This is a genomic window from Microbacterium sp. cf046 (assembly GCF_900114345.1).
Classification (GTDB): domain Bacteria; phylum Actinomycetota; class Actinomycetes; order Actinomycetales; family Microbacteriaceae; genus Microbacterium.
On the sequence record NZ_FOZJ01000003.1, the window covers coordinates 534,310 to 551,960 of the forward strand.

Sequence of the window (17,651 nt, forward strand, 5' to 3'; positions counted from 1 at the left end):
CGGTCACGAAACGCGGACGCAACAGATTTGGGCGACACTGTGGGAATGTCCACAAAGGTCTCGCTCACGCACTACACCGGGTACACGTTCGCCCGACCGGTGAATGTCACCCCGCACGTGGTGCGGTTGAGGCCTGCTCCGCACTCCCGCACGCCCATCGAGGCGTACTCGCTCGAAGTGAGTCCGAAAGAGCACTTCATCAACTGGCAGCAGGATCCGTTCGGCAACTGGGTCGCACGCCTGGTGTTCCCGGAGAAGATCGATCATCTCTCGATCACCGTGAGCCTCGTGGCCGATCTGATGGTGATCAACCCGTTCGACTTCTTCATCGAGGAGTACGCGGAGTACTTCCCGTTCGACTACGACCCGAGCCTGAAGGCCGACCTCGCGCCGTACCTCCGACCGGTCGAGGAGAGCGACCAGGCGGGCGTCTGGAAGGAGTCCCTCCCCGCACTTCCGGAGGGCGGCGTGCCGACCGTGCAGTTCCTCGCGGGACTGAACTCGGCTGTGAACCGCGACGTGGCCTACGACGTCCGTATGGAGGAGGGCGTCCAGTCACCCGACGAGACCCTCAGCCGGGCGATCGGCTCCTGCCGCGACAGCGCGTGGCTGCTGGTGAGCCTGCTGCGCAAGTACGGCCTCGCCGCGCGGTTCGTCTCGGGGTACCTCGTGCAGCTCGCAGCCGACCAGAAGGCCCTGGACGGACCGAGCGGCACCGAGGTCGATTTCACCGACCTGCACGCGTGGACCGAGGTCTACATCCCGGGCGCCGGATGGGTCGGGATGGACCCGACGAGCGCCCTGTTCGCCGGCGAGGGGCACATTCCGCTGAGCGCCACGCCGCATCCCTCCAGCGCCGCGCCGATCCAGGGCGCGACCGAGCCGGTGGAGGTGACGTTCGAGTTCCGCAACGAAGTGGTGCGCATCCACGAGGATCCGCGCACGACCAAGCCCTACACCGACACGCAGTGGGCGAGCATCGACGCGCTCGGCGCTCAGGTGGACGAGCGGCTGACCGCGGGTGACGTGCGTCTGACGATGGGGGGCGAGCCGACGTTCGTCGCCCTCGACGATGCCACGAGCGCGGAGTGGAACACGGATGCCGACGGCGAGCACAAGCGGGAGCTTGCCGGCATCCTCGCCGAGCGTCTGCGCGCGACCTACGCCCTCGGTGGGGTCGTGCACCGTGGTCAGGGCAAGTGGTATCCGGGCGAACCGCTGCCACGGTGGAACATCGCCCTGCAGTGGCGCACCGACGGCGTGCATCTGTGGGGCGACCCGGCGCTGTTCGCCGACCCGTGGGGGACGGATGCCGACCCCGATGCCCGCTCCAATGCCGAGGCGCTCGCGCGCGCGGTGACGGCACTGCTCGGCATCCCGGACCGACGGCTCCTGCCCGCATACGAAGACCCGTTCGCGGAGCTGGCCGCCGAGATCCGCCAGCCCGAGGGCCCTCGGCCCGGCGTGGACGAGACGGCCGAGGTCGAGATCGCGGAGCTGGATCGCACCGTCTCCACCGAGACCGGATGGGTGCTGCCGCTCACGACCGAAGACGAGTGGACGAGCCCGGCGTGGACGTTCCGCCGCGGCCGGCTCGTGCTCACGCCCGGCTCGAGCGCAGTCGGTCTGCGACTGCCACTGGAGTCGATCTCCTGGGAGGACCCGGAGCATCCGGGCGAGCCGTCCTACCTCGAGGCCGGGCCGCCGCTGACCCCGGGAATCCGGAAGGTGACCGTCGTCGACCCGAAGGATGCGCGCACGACCGCGCTCACGTTCGAGGCTCGGGACGGCCATGTGCACGTCTTCCTCCCGCCGACGCTGACCCTCGAGGCCTACGCCGATCTGCTCGCTGTGATCGAGAGGGCCGCGGGCCTCACCCGCTGCCGGCTGGTGCTCGAGGGGTACGGACCGCCGCCGGACGCACGGCTCACCCAGCTGATCGTGACCCCCGACCCCGGTGTGATCGAGGTCAACGTGCAGCCGACCTCGACGTGGCGGGAGCTGCGCGATCTCACCGTGACCCTGTACGAGGATGCTCGTCAGAGCCGCCTCGCGACGGAGAAGTTCGACCTCGACGGCCTGCACACCGGCACCGGCGGCGGCAACCACATCACGCTCGGTGGTTCGCAGCCGGTCGATTCGCCGCTGCTGCGCCGGCCCGAGCTGCTGGCCAGCCTGATCACCTACTGGCAGCGCCATCCGAGCCTCTCCTACCTGTTCTCGGGGCGATTCATCGGGCCGACGAGCCAGGCTCCCCGGTTCGACGAGGGCCGGCCGGAGGCGGTGTACGAGATGGAGATCGCGCTGCAGGAGATCCGCCGGCTCACCGCCTCCGCGCGTGAACTCGACGAGGAGTCCTCGCCCTGGCTCGTCGACCGGGCGCTTCGTCACCTGCTCACCGACCTCACCGGCAACACCCATCGCGCCGAGTTCTGCATCGACAAGCTCTACAGCCCCGATTCGAGCCGCGGACGGCTCGGCCTGCTCGAGCTGCGCGGCTTCGAGATGCCGCCGCATCCGCAGCTCGCGCTCGTGCAGGCGCTGCTGGTGCGCAGCCTCGTCGCGATGTTCTGGGAGACGCCGTACACCGCGCCCCTCGTGCGCTGGGGAACGCGACTGCACGAGGACTTCCTGCTGCCCGAGGGCGCCACCGCCGACATCGCGGAGGTCGTGGCGGACCTGCGCGATCACGGGATCGCGTTCGAAGCGGACTGGCTGAACTCCTTCACCGAGTTCCGCTTCCCGCGGATCGGGATGACGCGTCTCTCCGGCGGCATCGAGCTTGAGCTGCGCCAGGCGATCGAGCCGTGGAACGTGCTCGGCGAAGAGGTCACCGAGGGCGGCACCGCGCGCTACGTCGACTCCTCAGTCGAACGCGTCCAGGTGAAGGTGACCGGCCTGGATCCGCGCATGCACCTCGTGACGTGCCAGAGTGTTCCCGTGCCACTGACGTCCACCGGTCACGCCGGCGAGTACTTCGCCGGCGTGCGCTACCGCGCCTGGCAGCCGTGGTCGGCCCTGCATCCGTCCATTCCGGTGCACGCGCCGCTCGCGTTCGACGTCGTCGACATCGCCTCGGGTGTGAGCGTCGGGGGCGCGACCTATCACGTCGTGCATCCAGGCGGCCGGTCATACGATCACCCGCCGATCAACTCCAACGAGGCCGAAGCGCGCCGGGCCAGCCGGTTCGAACCGCACGGGCACACCGGCGGCCGGCTCGACGTTCCCGCGATGCGCGAGGCCGCGCGTCGCGCGTTCAGCCCCGATTATCCGCACACCCTCGATCTGCGGAGGGTTCCGACCGCGTGAGCCTCCTGCGTGAATACGCGGCGTCGATCGCCCAGCCGACGCTGCCCCTCGGCCCCGGCGCGCGATTCGACGAGGTCGTCGGCCCGGACGGCGCGCTGCGCGCGGCGTGGAAGGGGATGGCCTCGATCGCGGTCGATCTGACCTCGTCCGAGGTCGGACGCATCGATGTCGAGATCACGACGCTCCTCGCCGACGACGGCGCCACGTACGGCAGTCTCGAGGCGGGCTCGCAGCCCTGGCTGCTGGATCCGATGCCGCTCGTGCTGGATGCCGCGAACTGGGCACGACTCGGCGTCGGGCTCGCTCAGCGCACCGAGCTGCTGAACGCGCTGCTTGCCGACATCTACGGCGAGCAGCGGCTTCTCGCCGACGGGGTCATTCCTCCCGCGGTCGTCTTCGGCCACTCCGGTTACATCCGCCCGATCGCCCGCTCGCGCGGCTTCGATCCCAACCCGCTGATCCTCTCCAGCACCGATCTCGGCAGGGATGCGGCGGGGGAGTGGCACGTGCTGACCGACCGCGTGCAGGCACCCTCGGGCCTGGGCTACGCGATGGAGAACCGCCGCGTGCTCTCGCGCGTGCTGCCCGAGCTGTACGAGGAGGCCGGGCTCCACCGCATGGAGCCGTACTTCTCCGCACTGCGCTCCGCCCTCCTGCAGGCCGCGCCCGCCGAGGTCGCCGATCCGCGTGTCGTGGTGCTCTCGCCCGGAACGCACTCCGAGACCGCGTACGACCAGGCCTTCATCGCGAACATCCTCGGCTTCCCGCTCGTGCAGGGCGAAGACCTCGTGGTCCGCGACGGTTGGGTCTGGATGAAGCCCACAGGCTTTCCGCAGCACGAGCCGCACGAGCGGGTCGACGTCATCCTCCGGCGCGTGGATGCCGAGTGGTGCGACCCGCTCGAGCTGCGTGCCGGCTCCCAGCTGGGCGTCGCCGGCCTCACCGAAGCGGTGCGACGCGGCCGGGTGCGTCTGGTGAACGGACTGGGCGCCGGGGTGCTGGAGAACCCCGGGCTGATGCCGTTCATGCCCGCCGTGTGCGAGCGGCTCCTCGGTGAACAGCTGCGCCTGCCGTCGGTGCCGACCCTCTGGTGCGGCGATCCCGAGGGTCTCGCGCAGGTGCTGACCGCCGTGAAGAAGGACCCGGCGTCGATCATCGTGCGCCAGATCGACGGGCGCGCCGCCGAGCTCGCGGAGCTGGGTGCGAACGGGCTGCGCGATCGGATCCTCTCGGCGCCGCATCGGTTCGTGGGCCAGGAGCGGCTGCCGCTCTCGCAGGCTCCTTCCTGGGGTGAGGCGGGCCGCGCATCGGGTCGCGCCAACCCCAACCCGATCGTGCTGCGTGCGTTCACCGTGCGCGACGGTGCGATCTACCGCCCGCTCGTCGGCGGACTCGCGACCCTGGTCGATGACCGCAAGGCCGCTCCGAGCACCAAGGACGTGTGGGTGCTCAAGGGCGCTCACGGGGATCCCGATCAGGGCATCGTCGAGGTGGCGCCCCTGCCGCTCGCGCGCGCGGTGCCGGTGCTCTCGCCCCGCGCCGTGGAGGACATGTTCTGGTCGGGTCGCTACACGGAGCGCGCCGAAGACCTCGTCCGGCTCGTGATCACCTCGAGCGCGTACGCCGAGCAGCTCGACTACAGCTCCAGCACCGAGGGCGGTGCGGCGCTTCGCGCGCTCATCGGAGTGCTTCAGCGACTGTGCGGCACGCGCTGGCTCGACCCCGATCTGGAGCAGCGCTCCCTCCTGCTGGATGCCGACCGCCCGGGTTCGGCCGCCCACTCGCTCGAGCGGCTCCGCGATGCGCTCGAGGGCGTGCGCGATCAGCTGTCCGGCGACACCTGGCGCGCGTTCGGGAGCACGGACCGTGCGATGAAGGCGCTGCGCGCGTCGCGCCGGCTGCAGATCGCCGAATCGGCCAGCCGCATGCTGGGCGGCATCCTCTCGCTGCAGGGCGTGACCGCGAACATGATGCGCGACGACGGCTGGCACGCGATCGAGGCCGGTCGCTACCTCGAGCGCTCGCTGCAGGTGACGACGCTGCTGGCCGCGACCACGACTGTCTCGCTGGGTGTCGGCGTGGAGCGGGCGGTGCTGGGCGGGGTGCTCATGGCGGCCGAGAGCTCGGTCACCCACCGACGCCGGTTCCGGGGCAGCGTGCGCGCGGCGGACGTTCTGGAGCTCCTGCTGATCGACGCCGAGAACCCCCGCTCGATCGCGTTCTCGCTCGCCCGGCTGCGGTTCCACCTTTCGCAGCTCGCCGCCTCGACCGGCTCGACCAGACCCGAGCGCCTGCTCGAGCACCTCGAGGACTCCCTGGAGGCCGTCGATATCCCGGCGCTGACGGCGCCGGTGGACGGGCGCCGCCCGCGCCTGGAGGAGTTCCTCGCGGAGACGCACGCGCACCTGCACCGCCTCGGCGATGCGATCGTGCACCTGCACTTCGAGAGCGGCCCCCTGCCGCAGCCGATCTCGTCGCTCACACTGACCGAGGTGATGGGGGTGGAGCGCCCATGACGTACGGCCCCGTCCGATGAGGTACCGCGTCTCGCACCGCACCACGTACTCGTACGACGACGATGTGTCCAGCAGCTTCGGCCTCGCCCACTGCCGGCCCCGCGAGCTGCCCTGGCAGCACGTGGCCTCGCGCGAGGTGTCGATCGATCCGGTGCCCAGCGACATCGCCGACGACGTCGACTGCTACGGCAACATCGTGTCGTACTTCCACGTCACCGAGCCGCACATGCGTCTCACGATCAATGCGCTCAGCGATGTGACGGTGACGCCGACCGAGTACGACGCCGATGCCCTGCTCGAGCCGTGGGAGCGCGCGCGGCCGATCCTGCATCCGGGCATCTCCCGCGGCGCATGGGCGGCGACGGAGTTCGCACTCGAATCGCCCAAGGCGCGACACGTGGATGCTGCGCGGGAGTATGCCGCGGCATCCCTCACTCCGGGGCGCCCGATCGGCGAGGCCGTCACCGATCTGATGCACCGGATCAAGACCGACTTCCACTACGACAAGACCGCGACCACGGTCACGAGCACGGTCGCCGACGTGATCGAGAAGCGCGCGGGCGTGTGTCAGGACTTCGCGCACCTCGCCCTGGCGTGCCTGCGCAGCCACGGCATGGCCGCGCGGTACGTCAGCGGCTATTTGGCGACCCGCCCACCGGCCGGCAAGCCGCGGCTGGTCGGCGCGGATGCCTCGCACGCGTGGGTGGCCGCGTGGATCCCCGGGTCCGACCAGTGGCTCGCGTTCGATCCGACGAACGATCAGTGGGTGGCGGACCGCCATGTGACCGTGGCGTGGGGTCGCGACTACGGCGACGTCCCGCCCGTGAAGGGCGTGATCTTCACGGAGGCGAAGAAGTCGACGCTGCGCGTGGCCGTGGACGTTGCACCACTCGAGGAGTATTCGCAAGGGTGAGCTTCGCTGCGGGCGAGTGTGCGAGCCTGGGCGGGTGAAGTCCTATCGATGCCGCGTCTGCAGCAGTCCGCTCTACTTCGAGAACTCGATCTGCGTCGCGTGCGGCGCGGGCCTGGGCTACTCCCGCGAGGAGCGCGAGATCGTGCCGGTCGGGCTCGACGGTCGCTATGTCGACTCATCAGGACTGATCTGGCACGTCTGCCGCAACCTCAACCTCTCGGGCTGCACGTGGCTCGCACCCCTCGAGGGCGGGCAGTGCTTCAGCTGCTCCCTGACGCGCACGCGCCCGAACGACGCGGACGTCGCGGGCGTCAGCAACTTTCCGGTGGCTGAGCGCGCGAAGCGACACCTCATCGCCGAACTCGACGATCTCGGCTTCCCCGTGGTGGGCAAGGATGCCGCGATCGGCGGCGATCCGGCGGGGGGCCTGTGCTTCGACCTGCTCTCGAGCACGGATCGCAGCGTCACGATCGGACACGAGGACGGCGTGATCACGATCGATCTCGCGGAGAGCGACCCTGCGTACCGTGAGCGGCTGCGCGGCGAGCTCGACGAGCCGTACCGCACGATGCTCGGCCACTTCCGGCACGAGGTCGGACACTACTACCAGTGGCGGCTTGTCGAGGTCGCGGGCGACCCGGAGCGCATCGCGCGCGCCCGCGAACTGTTCGGCGACGAGACGGTCGACTATCAGGACGCGATCGACCGGCACTACAGCCACGGGGCGCCGGCCGGATGGGAGCGCTCGTATCTCACGACCTACGCGACGATGCACCCGTACGAGGACTTCGCCGAGACGTGGGCCCACTTCCTGCACATCTGCGACACCATCCAGACGGCGACCGAGTACGGACTCACGGCCGTCGCGGGCATCGACGCGTTCTCGCACTTCCGCGACCTGGTCACGGGGGTGTGGGTGCCGATGTCGATCGCGCTGAACATGATCAATCGATCGATGGGCAAGGACGACCTCTACCCGTTCGTGATCCCGGCGCCGGTGCTCGACAAGCTCGAGTTCGTCGCGTCGCTGCGAGGCGACGGGCGAGCCTGAGTCAGGAGGCCTTCTCCTCGCCGTCGCCCGCGCCCGCGGCCGCCGCAGCCGCCGCAGCCGCATCCGGCGGCGGAGCGTCGGTGAGCACTCGGAGGTCGCTGAAGTCGACGTCGGCGAACGCGCCGAAGAACCGCTTCAGCTCCTCGGCCATGTCGATCACCTCGCGATCGAGCAGCCACTGCACCTGCAGGCCGTCCATCATCGCGATCGTGGCGACCGCGGCGCGCTGAGGCGTGACTCCGGCCATGAGCCGCCCGTCCCGCTCGAGCGATTCGAACGCAGTCCGCAGGCTGCCCCGGGTGTACTCGTAGCGCCCGATGAAGTACTCATGTGCGGGGTGGTCGGGTGCCGTGGCCTCGGCGGACAGCACGCAGTACAGCTCGACGACTCCGGGCACCGAGGCGTTGTAGGTGGCGAGCTCCACCAGGCCGCGAAGCGCAACCGCGCCGTCCGGGTCGCCGAACGGGACGAACTCCAGGGAGTGCTGATCGCGGCGATCGAGCACGGCCGCCAGCAGGGCGCTCTTGTTGGGGAAGTGGTGCAGGAGTCCGGCTTCGCTCATGCCCACCTTCTGCGCGACATCGCGCAGCGACCCGGCCCGGTAGCCGGACTCGGCGAACACCTCGAGCGCAGCGTCGAGGATCGCCGTGCGCTTCGCGCTCGTCTTCGCGTATTCCCCGCGCGGCTTCCGCGCGCGCACTGGTGACGGGGTCTGGGTCACAGTGTTCACCGTATCCTCTCGACCTTCTTCGGTCATCCCATGGGCCCGTCTTCGGGCCCCTCGTTGAGCCATTCTCAGCGCAACCGTAACAAAAACCTAGCGATCGCTAGAAATTTATTCCAAAAACCTAGCGGTCACTCGGATTTGATGTTACCGTTTCGTCTACGAGGTGATCCGCAGTGGAATCGCCCCCTACCAAGAGGACTCGAAGATGATCCGATGGAAGAAGGCCGCGGCAGCAGCGGCTATCGCCGTCACCACCGCACTGGCCGTCACGGCGTGCGCCGGCGGAAGCACTGACGGAGGCGGCGAGGGTGCGGGAACGCTGACGCTCGGCGCGATCGGTGCCCCGACGACGTTCGACCCTGCGGGTTCGCAGTGGGGAAACCTGTCGCCCTTCTACCAGGCGGTGTTCGACACGCTCCTCCTCGCCACCCCCGAGGGAACGATCGAGCCATGGCTCGCGACCGAGTGGTCGTACAACGACGACAACACTGTGCTGACGCTGACGCTGCGTGATGATGTCACGTTCAGCGACGGCTCGAAGCTCACCGCCGATGTCGTCGCGAAGAACCTGCAGCGCTTCAAGGACGGCACCTCACCAGACGCCGGCTACTTCGCCGGTGTCGCGAGCTTCGAGGCCCCGGATGACACGACCGTCGTGATCACCCTCAGCGCACCTGACCCCGCAATGCTCAACTACCTCACCCGCGACCCGGGTCTGGTCGGCGCCGAGGCATCCCTCGACAGCGCGGACGCCGCAACCAACCCCGTCGGCTCCGGGCCCTACATCCTGGACACCGCGGCGACAGTCACCGGAACCACGTACTCGTACACCAAGAACCCGGACTACTGGAATCCCGATGTGCAGTACTACGACAACCTCGTGATCAACGTGCTCAGCGATCCGACCGCGGCACTCAACGCGATCAAGGCAGGCGAGGCCAACGGCGTCAAGCTCGCGAACAACGACGCGCTGACCGAGGTCGAGGCGGCCGGCTGGACGGTGAACGCCAACGAGCTCGACTTCCAGGGTCTCCTCCTGCTCGACCGTGCAGGAACGATGGATCCCGCGCTCGCCGACGTCAAGGTTCGCCAGGCGATCAACTACGCGTTCGACCGCGACGGTCTGCTCACCGCGCTGCAGACCGACCACGGCACCGTGACCACTCAGGTGTTCCCGGCGACATCGGATGCCTACGACCCCGAGCTGGACAGCTACTACGACTACGACCCGGAGAAGGCCAAGGAGCTGCTCGCCGAGGCGGGCTACCCCGACGGGCTGTCGATCAGCATGCCGACCGTTTCGGTCCTCAGCGCGACGACCTACACCCTGGTCGCGCAGCAGCTCGCCGACGTCGGGATCACGGTCGAGGCGACAGACGTCCCGGTCGGAAACTTCATCGCCGACATGCTGGCACCGAAGTACCCGGCCACGTTCATGGCACTCGAGCAGAACCCCGATTGGCAGCTGATCCAGTTCATGATCGCACCGAACGCGGTGTTCAACCCGTTCAAGTACCAGGACCCGCAGGTCGACGAGTACATCAAGGAGATCCAGTACGGCGACGAGGCCACCCAGGCCTCGGTGGCCAAGGAGCTCAACACGTACATCGTCGAGCAGGCGTGGTTCGCCCCGTTCTACCGTGTGCAGGGCAGCGTCGCGACGGACGCCAACACGACCGTCGAGATGCTCCCGACGAACGCCTACCCCGCGATCTACGACTTCCAGCCGAAGCAGTAGTCGCCCACCGGCCCGCCCGAGCGATCGGGCGGGCCGGACCCCACACACCTCGCACCATCCGGTATTCCTCTACACAGGAGTGGAGCCATGCTCACATTCATCCTGCGCCGCTTGCTGTCGGGCCTGATCTTGATCGTCGTGATCACGGTCCTCGCCTTCACGCTGCTGTATCTCGGCAGCGGCAACATCGCCCGCACCATCCTCGGCCAGAACGCCAGTGAAGAGCTCGTCGCTCAGAAGTCGGCGGAGCTCGGCCTCGACCGCCCATTGATCGTGCAGTTCGGCGACTGGCTCAGCTCCGCCGTGACCGGCGACCTCGGTCGCTCCTGGTTCAACGGTCAGCTCGTCACCGTCCAACTCTCGAGCCGACTGGCGGTGACCCTCTCCCTGGTCGTCGGGGCGATCATCGTGACGGCGATCTTCTCGGTGATCCTCGGCATCCTCGCCGCCCGTCGAGGCGGCGCCATCGACGGAACCGTTCAGCTCATCTCGATCATCGGGTTCGCGATCCCCGGATTCCTGATCGCGCTGTTCCTCGTGCTGATCTTCGCGATCAACCTGGGGTGGTTCAAGGCGACCGGCTACATACCGCTCACGACGTCGTTCACGGGCTGGCTCAGCAGCGTCACGCTGCCGATCATCGCCCTGTCGATCGGCGGCATCGCGACGATCTCGCAGCAGGTGCGGGGGTCCGTCATCGACGGCCTCTCGCGGGACTACGTGCGCACGCTCCGCAGTCGCGGGCTGAGCTCGAACCGCACGGTGTACAAGCACGTGCTGCGCAACGCCGGCGGCCCTGCGCTCGCCCTGCTCGCCGTCCAGTTCATCGGAATGATCAGCGGTGCGGTGATCGTCGAGACGATCTTCGCTCTCCCCGGCCTCGGGTCGCTGACCGTCACGGCCACCTTGGCCGGCGACATCCCGATCGTGATGGGAATCGTGGTGGTCACCGCCATCATCGCGATCGTCGTCAACCTTGTCATCGACCTCGCGCAGGCTGCGCTCAACCCGAAGGTGAGACTGTCATGACCGCTGTCGAAGTCCCCACCAGCATCCCCACCAAGGCGGTGCGTGCGGATCACCTCTTCCGCAGACTGATGCGTCGCCCGCTCGCCGTCATCTCCCTGCTCTTTCTCGCGTTCGTGCTGTTGATCGCTATCTTCGGTCCGTTGATCGCCCCATACGACCCGAACCTCGCGTCGCTGCAGCTGATCCTCGCGCCGCCCAGCCCCGAGCATCTGCTCGGCGGTGACAGTGCCGGCCGCGACGTCCTGTCCCGGCTGCTCTTTGCGACGCGCGTGAGCGTGGCGGCGGCGATCCTGGCCGTGATGGTCTCTCTCATCCTGGGTGTCGGATCGGGCTTGCTCGCCGGCTACTACCAGGGTTGGTTCGACAACGTGTCGTCGTGGTTCATCACTCTGGTGATGGCACTGCCCGGCATGGTCGTGCTTCTGGCCGCTCGCACCGTCATCGGCCCATCGGTCTGGTACGCCATGGTGATCGTGGGCATCCTGCTCACTCCGGCCTATTTCCGGCTCGTCTACACGATGGTCACAGCCACCAGATCCGAGCTCTACGTCGATGCCGCCCGGGTTTCCGGTCTCGGTGATGCGCGGATCGTCGGCCGTCACATCCTGTCGGTCGTCCGCGCTCCCGTCATCATCCAGACCGCGGTTGTGGCGATCATCGCGATCGGCATTCAGGCGGGGCTGGAATTCCTGGGTCTCGGTGACACCTCCGTACCCACCTGGGGTGGGATGCTGAATGACGCGTTCTCGAAGATCTACCAGGCGCCGCTCCTCATGCTGTGGCCCTCGCTCGCGATCGGCCTCACGAGCATCGCGCTGATGCTGCTCGCGAATGCGATGCGAGATGTGCTCGAGCGCACGGTCGTCGTGCGTCGCAAGCGCCGCCGCGCGGTGACCACCCGCACCGGCTCGGTCGCCGCTGTCACCATGGCCACCAGCGTCGCCGACCTCGGCGACGACGTCGACATCGTCACCCTCGAAGGTGAGCCGATCCGGCATGACGACGACGAGCAGGCATCTGCCCGCTCGGTCGAGGTCGTGCTCAGCGTGAAGGATCTGCGCGTCGGCTACGGCCAGAGCGACGGGTCGACGCTCGAGGTCGTGCACGGAGTTTCGCTCGACATCCGCAAGGGCGAGGTCCACGGCCTGATCGGCGAGTCCGGTTCGGGCAAGTCGCAGACCGCGTTCGCCGTGCTCGGCCTGCTGCCCAAGGGCGGCAGTGTCACCGGCGGCACCATCGACTACGAAGGCATCCGCCTGGAGGGCGGGTCCGAGGCCGACTACCGCGGCATCCGCGGCAAGCGGATCTCGTACATTCCCCAGGAGCCGATGAGCAACCTCGACCCGTCGTTCACGATCGGCAGTCAGCTCACTGAACCGCTACGCGTCGGGCTGGGCATGAGCAAGGCGGAAGCGCGCGACAAGGCTCTTTCGCTGCTGGAGCGGGTCGGCATCCCGAACCCGGTTCGCACGTTCAAGGCGTACCCGTTCGAGGTCTCGGGCGGTATGGCACAGCGCGTGCTGATCGCGGGGGCGGTCTCGACCGACCCCGACCTGATCATCGCCGACGAGCCCACAACCGCGCTCGATGTCACGGTGCAGGCAGAGGTGCTCGATCTGCTTCGCGACCTGCAGGCGGAGCGCCACATGGCGATGCTCCTGGTGACGCACAACTTCGGCGTCGTCGCCGACCTGTGCGATCGGGTCACCGTCATGCAGTCCGGTCTGTTCGTCGAGACCGGTCCGGTGCGGGCGATCTTCCAGCGCCCCGAGCACCCGTACACGAAGTCGCTGCTCGCGTCGATACTCGATGAGGGCCCCGCACGCCCGCCGCTGGTCGGCGCCGCAACCAAGGGAGGTCTGTCATGACCGAATCGCTGCTGACCGTCGACGACCTCGTCGTCGAGTACCCCGGCAAGGGCTTCCGTGCCAAGCCGTTCCAGGCCCTGAAGGGGGTCTCGATCGACATCAAGCCCGGCGAGACCCTCGGCCTGGTCGGCGAGTCCGGCTCGGGCAAGACGACACTCGGTCGCGCGGTGCTGGGCCTCGCCCCCGTCACCGACGGGAAGATCACCTACGCCGGCAAGGACATCAGCCACCTGCACCGCAGGGAGCGCCGCGCGCTCAGCTCCGAGATCCAGGTCGTGTTCCAGGACCCGTACTCGTCGCTGAATCCGTCCTTGACGATCGAGCAGATCCTCGCCGAGCCGCTCCAGGCGCGCGGCGTTGCCGGCGCGACCGCCAAGGCCCGGGTGCGTGAACTGCTGGATCAGGTCGGGCTCCCCGCCGACGCCCGCAGCCGCCTTCCCCGAGAGTTCTCGGGCGGGCAGCGCCAGCGCATCGCGATCGCGCGAGCGCTCGCCCTGGACCCGAAGCTGATCGTCTGCGACGAGCCCGTTTCGGCACTGGACCTGTCGACGCAGGAGCGCGTCCTGGACCTGTTCATCGAGATCCAGGAGCGTACCGGTGTCGCATACCTGTTCATCACCCACGACCTCGCCGTCGTGCGCCACATCAGCCACCGCGTGGCCGTGATGTACCGCGGGGAGATCGTCGAGAACGGCGACGGCGACCAGGTGACCTCGCGCCCGGTCCACCCGTACACCCAGCGGCTGTTCATGGCCTCCCCGGTGCCCGACCCCGACAAGCAGGAGGTGCGCCGCATCGAGCGGCGTGCGCTCCTGGACGCCGAAAGCACCGCAGCCTGACGCACCGCTGACGCATCCGCATCGATCGAACCTCCCGACGGCACTGCCGCCGGTCACTCTGCCACGCTCACGAAGGGCTCTTCCGTTGACCTCTGCAACCGACCACCTCCAGCCGCTGCTGGCGACGCTGACCCTCGAGGAGAAGGTCTCGCTCATCCAGGGCGCCGACTTCTGGACGACGGTCCCGCTGCCCTCGATCGGGCTTCGTGCGATGACCCTCTCCGACGGGCCCGCGGGCGTGCGGGGTCCCCGGTGGGATGAGCGCGAGCCGTCGCTGAACCTGCCGTCCGGTTCCGCCCTCGGTGCGTCATGGGACGTCGAGCTCGCCTACCGGTACGGCGCGGCCGCGGCATCCGAGGCGCGTCGCAAGGATGTCGACGTCGTCCTCGGCCCGACGATCAACCTGCACCGCTCCCCGCTGGGCGGCCGTCACTTCGAGTGCTTCAGCGAGGATCCCGAGCTGAGCGCGGAGCTCGCCGCCGCATACGTCGGCGGACTGCAGGACAACGGAGTCGCGGCGACCCCGAAGCACTACGTCGCCAACGACTCCGAGACCGACCGGTTCACGGTCGATGTCCGACCGACCGACCGTGCGCTCCGCGAGCTGTATCTCGCCCCGTTCGAGCGGGCGGTGGATGCCGGCGCCTGGGCGCTCATGAGCGCGTACAACGCGGTCGACGGCGTGACGATGACCGAGAACGACCTGCTCGAAGACCCGCTGAACTCGGAGTGGGGCTTCGACGGCGTCGTGATCTCGGACTGGACCGCCGTGCGCAGCCTCGGCTCGATCCCTGCCGCGCAGGACCTTGCGATGCCCGGCCCGGCGCCGGCATGGTCGGAGCTCGTCGACGCGGTCCGTGACGGGCGCGTGCAGGAAGCGGACATCGATCGCAAGGTGCTGCGGCTGCTGCTGCTGGCCGAGCGGGTCGGAGCGCTGGGCGACTCGGTCGCGCAGACCCCCAGCCCGATCGACGGCGTGGCCCTCGCCCACGAGGCCGCCGTCGAGGGGGCCGTGCTGCTCAGCAACGACGGGCTGCTGCCCCTCGCCGCCGCGTCGGTCGCGAGCATCGCGATGATCGGCCACAACGCCCGCGAAGCCCGCACCCAGGGCGGTGGAAGTGCGACCGTGCTCCCCGAGCGTGTGATCTCCCCGCTGGACGCGATCCGTCACGCGGTGCCCGGCGCCGAGGTGTCGTATTCGCTCGGCGCCGTCGTGCAGGACGGGGTCGCCCCACTCCCGCTCGAGCACATGACCAATCCGCGCACCGGTCGGCCCGGACTGACCTCCACGTTCGTCGATGCGGACGGCGCCGAGCTGTTCAGCGAGGACCGGCGCTCCAGTGCGCTCGTGTGGTTCGGCGGCGATGCGCCGGTCGCCACGGCGGACCGCCTGGTGCTGCACACCACGTACACGCCGGAGGAGACCGGCACGATCCTCCTCGGCTTCGCCGGCGCGAACCACGGCCGCCTCTTCGTGGACGGCGAGCTGGTCGTCGATGACAAGCCCGTGATCGAAGGCACCGATCTCGGTGCCGCGTTCCTGAACCCGCCGTCGCTCACGGCCGCCATCGAGGCGACCGCGGGGGAGCCGATCGACATCCGTGCAGAGTTCACCCTCGGCGGCGTCGACTCGCCCCTGGTCGGAGTGCTCAGCGCGACGCTCGGCATCGCGCCCGATGATTCCGACCCCGACGGACTCATCGCCGCCGCCGCTGCCGCGGCCGCGGCATCCGAGATCGCCGTCGTGGTGGTCGGCACCAACTCGAAGGTGGAGTCCGAGGGATACGACCGCGAGGACCTCGACCTGCCTGGTCGGCAGGACGACCTGGTGCGCGCGGTCGCCGCGGCCAACCCCCGCACCATCGTGATCGTCAACGCCGGCTCGCCGGTGGCGCTGCCGTGGGCGGACGAGGTCGCCGCGATCGTGCTCGGCTACTTCGGCGGCCAGGAGTTCGGCACGGCGATGGCAGACATCCTCACCGGCGTGAACGAGCCCGGCGGCCGGCTGCCCACGACGTGGCCGGAAGCGCTCGGCGACGTGCCGGTCACGGATGTGACGCCTGCCGACGGCGTGCTCACCTACGACGAGGGCATCCACATCGGCTACCGCGCGTGGCTGAACGCCGGCACGGCCCCCGCCTTCGCCTTCGGACACGGCCTGGGCTACACGCAGTGGTCGTGGGACTCGGCCGTCGCCGACGCCGACGGCTATGCCGTCACGGTGACGGTGACGAATACGGGCGACCGAGCGGGCAAGCAGGTCGTCCAGGTCTACGCCGAGCGCGCCGATTCGTCCGTCGAGCGGCCGGTGCGCTGGCTCGTCGGATTCGCGGCGGTCCGCGCGGAAGCGGGCGAGACCGTCGAGGTCTCGATCCCCGTCCCGGCCCGGAGGCTGGCGCACTGGGACGGCGAATGGGTGGTGGAGCCGGGCGCGTACACGCTCCGAGCCGGCGCATCGGTGGCAGACCTGCCCCTCGACGTGGGATGGACGGTGGACGCTTGAGCCTCAGTCCGCTGTCCGGCCTCGCCGCCGGGGTCGCCGACGATCGCCTCGCGCGGATCGTCGAGCGACTGGACGACATGCTCGGAGGCGACCCCGACCTTTCCTTCCAGGTCGCCGCCTACCACGACGGCGCGCTCGTGCTCGATGCCGTGGGGGGTCCGCACCTCGAGTCCGACTCCGTGATGGTGCCGTTCTCGGTCACCAAGAACACGATCGGGCTCACGGTCGGCCTGCTGATCGAGCGGGGTCTGCTCGACCTCGACGCGCCGGTCGCGCAGTACTGGCCCGAATTCGCGGTGAAGGGCAAGCACGCCGTGACCGTGCGTCAGCTTCTGTCGCATCAGGCGGGTCTGCCTCAGGCGACGCCGTCGCTGAGCTGGGGCGAACTGCTCGACGATCATGCGGCCGCCGAGCGCCTCGCGCAGAGCCGACCGTTCTGGCAGCCGGGCAGTGCATTCGGGTATCACGCGATCACGATCGGCAACCTCGCAACGGAACTCGTCTTCCGAGTCACGGGTCTGACGCTGCGCGAGTACTACGAACGAGAGCTGCGCGCGCCGCTCGAGGTCGACTTCCATCTGGGGCTGCGCCGCGACCAGGAGCACCGCCTCGCACCGGTGCTCCCGATGATCCGTCCGGTCTCCGACGGCTCCACGATCTACGGCTCGGCGCTGGGTCCGGTGGTGTTCACGATGGCGGGACCCCCCGTCGACTTCGCCAACGACCCGGTCAGCTGGCGGTTCGGCCATCCCGCAGGGTCGGGGACCGGCACGGCTCGCGGACTCGCTCGCCTCTTCGCCGCGACCGTCACAGGGGTCGACGGCGCCGCCCCGGTGCTGAGCGCCGACACCGTCGAGATCATCGGCCAGCAGCAGGTGCGGGGCTACGACGAGGTGCTCGGTCAGCCCGGTCGCGCGCACTCGATCGTCTTCCAGAAGCCGACGGCGTCGATGGCCTTCGGCGGCCCCCGCGCCTTCGGGCACGACGGCGCGGCCGGTGCGTTCGCGAGCGTCGACCCCGACACCGGAGTCGCGTTCGCGTACACGATCGCGCGAGGACCCTGGCCCGGCGGCGGCGACCCCCGCGCCGTCGCGCTCGCCGCCGACCTCGGCACCCTGTTCGCCTCCTGATCCCGCTCCACGACGAAGGAACCGCTTT

Annotated in this window: 11 protein-coding genes; 10 read left to right on the plus strand and 1 reads right to left on the minus strand. The window is 69.1% G+C overall.

The features are described from left to right. The first annotated feature begins 45 nt into the window (after positions 1–45). Genes BM349_RS14925 through BM349_RS14940 form a run of 4 tightly spaced genes read left to right on the plus strand, consistent with a single transcriptional unit; the run spans position 46 to position 7,789 of the window. Entirely contained in the window at positions 46–3,309 is a 3,264-nt protein-coding gene (locus BM349_RS14925; protein WP_091707804.1) for a transglutaminase family protein, read from the plus strand. After that, positions 3,306–5,825 (plus strand): circularly permuted type 2 ATP-grasp protein, encoded by a 2,520-nt coding sequence (locus tag BM349_RS14930; RefSeq protein WP_091707807.1) that lies wholly within the window; start codon positions 3,306–3,308, stop codon positions 5,823–5,825. The genes BM349_RS14925 and BM349_RS14930 overlap by 4 nt, the downstream gene beginning before the upstream one ends. Before the next feature lie 16 nt (positions 5,826–5,841). Then, positions 5,842–6,738: a transglutaminase family protein gene (locus BM349_RS14935; protein ID WP_091707808.1), complete on the plus strand. Its 897-nt coding sequence runs from the start codon at positions 5,842–5,844 to the stop codon at positions 6,736–6,738. A 34-nt stretch (positions 6,739–6,772) separates the two neighbouring features. Further along, positions 6,773–7,789, plus strand: coding sequence for a zinc-binding metallopeptidase family protein (locus BM349_RS14940; protein WP_091707810.1), 1,017 nt, complete (start codon positions 6,773–6,775; stop codon positions 7,787–7,789). A 1-nt stretch (position 7,790) separates the two neighbouring features. Here BM349_RS14940 and BM349_RS14945 read toward each other — a convergent pair whose 3' ends face one another. Then, the gene (locus BM349_RS14945; protein ID WP_254773926.1) at positions 7,791–8,510 is read right to left on the minus strand and encodes a TetR/AcrR family transcriptional regulator; all 720 of its coding nucleotides are present in this window, start codon (positions 8,508–8,510) and stop codon (positions 7,791–7,793) included. Positions 8,511–8,721: 211 nt separating this feature from the next. Here BM349_RS14945 and BM349_RS14950 point away from each other — a divergent pair, with 211 nt between their 5' ends. The 6 genes from BM349_RS14950 to BM349_RS14975 all read left to right on the plus strand — a co-directional run bounded on the left by BM349_RS14950 (position 8,722) and on the right by BM349_RS14975 (position 17,623). After that, positions 8,722–10,254 (plus strand): ABC transporter substrate-binding protein, encoded by a 1,533-nt coding sequence (locus BM349_RS14950; RefSeq protein WP_091709386.1) that lies wholly within the window; start codon positions 8,722–8,724, stop codon positions 10,252–10,254. Between the two features lie 87 nt (positions 10,255–10,341). Beyond that, positions 10,342–11,283, plus strand: coding sequence for an ABC transporter permease (locus BM349_RS14955; RefSeq protein WP_091707814.1), 942 nt, complete (start codon positions 10,342–10,344; stop codon positions 11,281–11,283). Continuing rightward, positions 11,280–13,151, plus strand: a complete 1,872-nt coding sequence (locus tag BM349_RS14960) for a dipeptide/oligopeptide/nickel ABC transporter permease/ATP-binding protein (protein ID WP_091707816.1) — start codon at positions 11,280–11,282, stop codon at positions 13,149–13,151. Before BM349_RS14955 ends, BM349_RS14960 begins: the two co-directional genes overlap by 4 nt. Then, on the plus strand, positions 13,148–13,990 hold the full coding sequence (locus BM349_RS14965; protein ID WP_091707819.1) for an ATP-binding cassette domain-containing protein: 843 nt from the start codon (positions 13,148–13,150) through the stop codon (positions 13,988–13,990). Before BM349_RS14960 ends, BM349_RS14965 begins: the two co-directional genes overlap by 4 nt. Positions 13,991–14,201: 211 nt before the next feature. Then, entirely contained in the window at positions 14,202–16,493 is a 2,292-nt protein-coding gene (locus tag BM349_RS14970) for a beta-glucosidase (RefSeq protein ID WP_254774009.1), read from the plus strand. Continuing rightward, entirely contained in the window at positions 16,490–17,623 is a 1,134-nt protein-coding gene (locus BM349_RS14975) for a serine hydrolase domain-containing protein (RefSeq protein ID WP_254773928.1), read from the plus strand. The genes BM349_RS14970 and BM349_RS14975 overlap by 4 nt, the downstream gene beginning before the upstream one ends. The last annotated feature ends 28 nt before the right edge of the window (positions 17,624–17,651 follow it).

Coding starts and splice junctions, on each gene's coding strand:
- BM349_RS14935 (WP_091707808.1), top strand. CDS start 5,842: ATGAGGTACCGCGTCTCGCACCGCACCACGTACTCGTACGACGACGAT.
- BM349_RS14955 (WP_091707814.1), top strand. CDS start 10,342: ATGCTCACATTCATCCTGCGCCGCTTGCTGTCGGGCCTGATCTTGATC.
- BM349_RS14965 (WP_091707819.1), top strand. CDS start 13,148: ATGACCGAATCGCTGCTGACCGTCGACGACCTCGTCGTCGAGTACCCC.
- BM349_RS14960 (WP_091707816.1), top strand. CDS start 11,280: ATGACCGCTGTCGAAGTCCCCACCAGCATCCCCACCAAGGCGGTGCGT.
- BM349_RS14970 (WP_254774009.1), top strand. CDS start 14,202: ATGACCCTCTCCGACGGGCCCGCGGGCGTGCGGGGTCCCCGGTGGGAT.
- BM349_RS14925 (WP_091707804.1), top strand. CDS start 46: ATGTCCACAAAGGTCTCGCTCACGCACTACACCGGGTACACGTTCGCC.
- BM349_RS14950 (WP_091709386.1), top strand. CDS start 8,722: ATGATCCGATGGAAGAAGGCCGCGGCAGCAGCGGCTATCGCCGTCACC.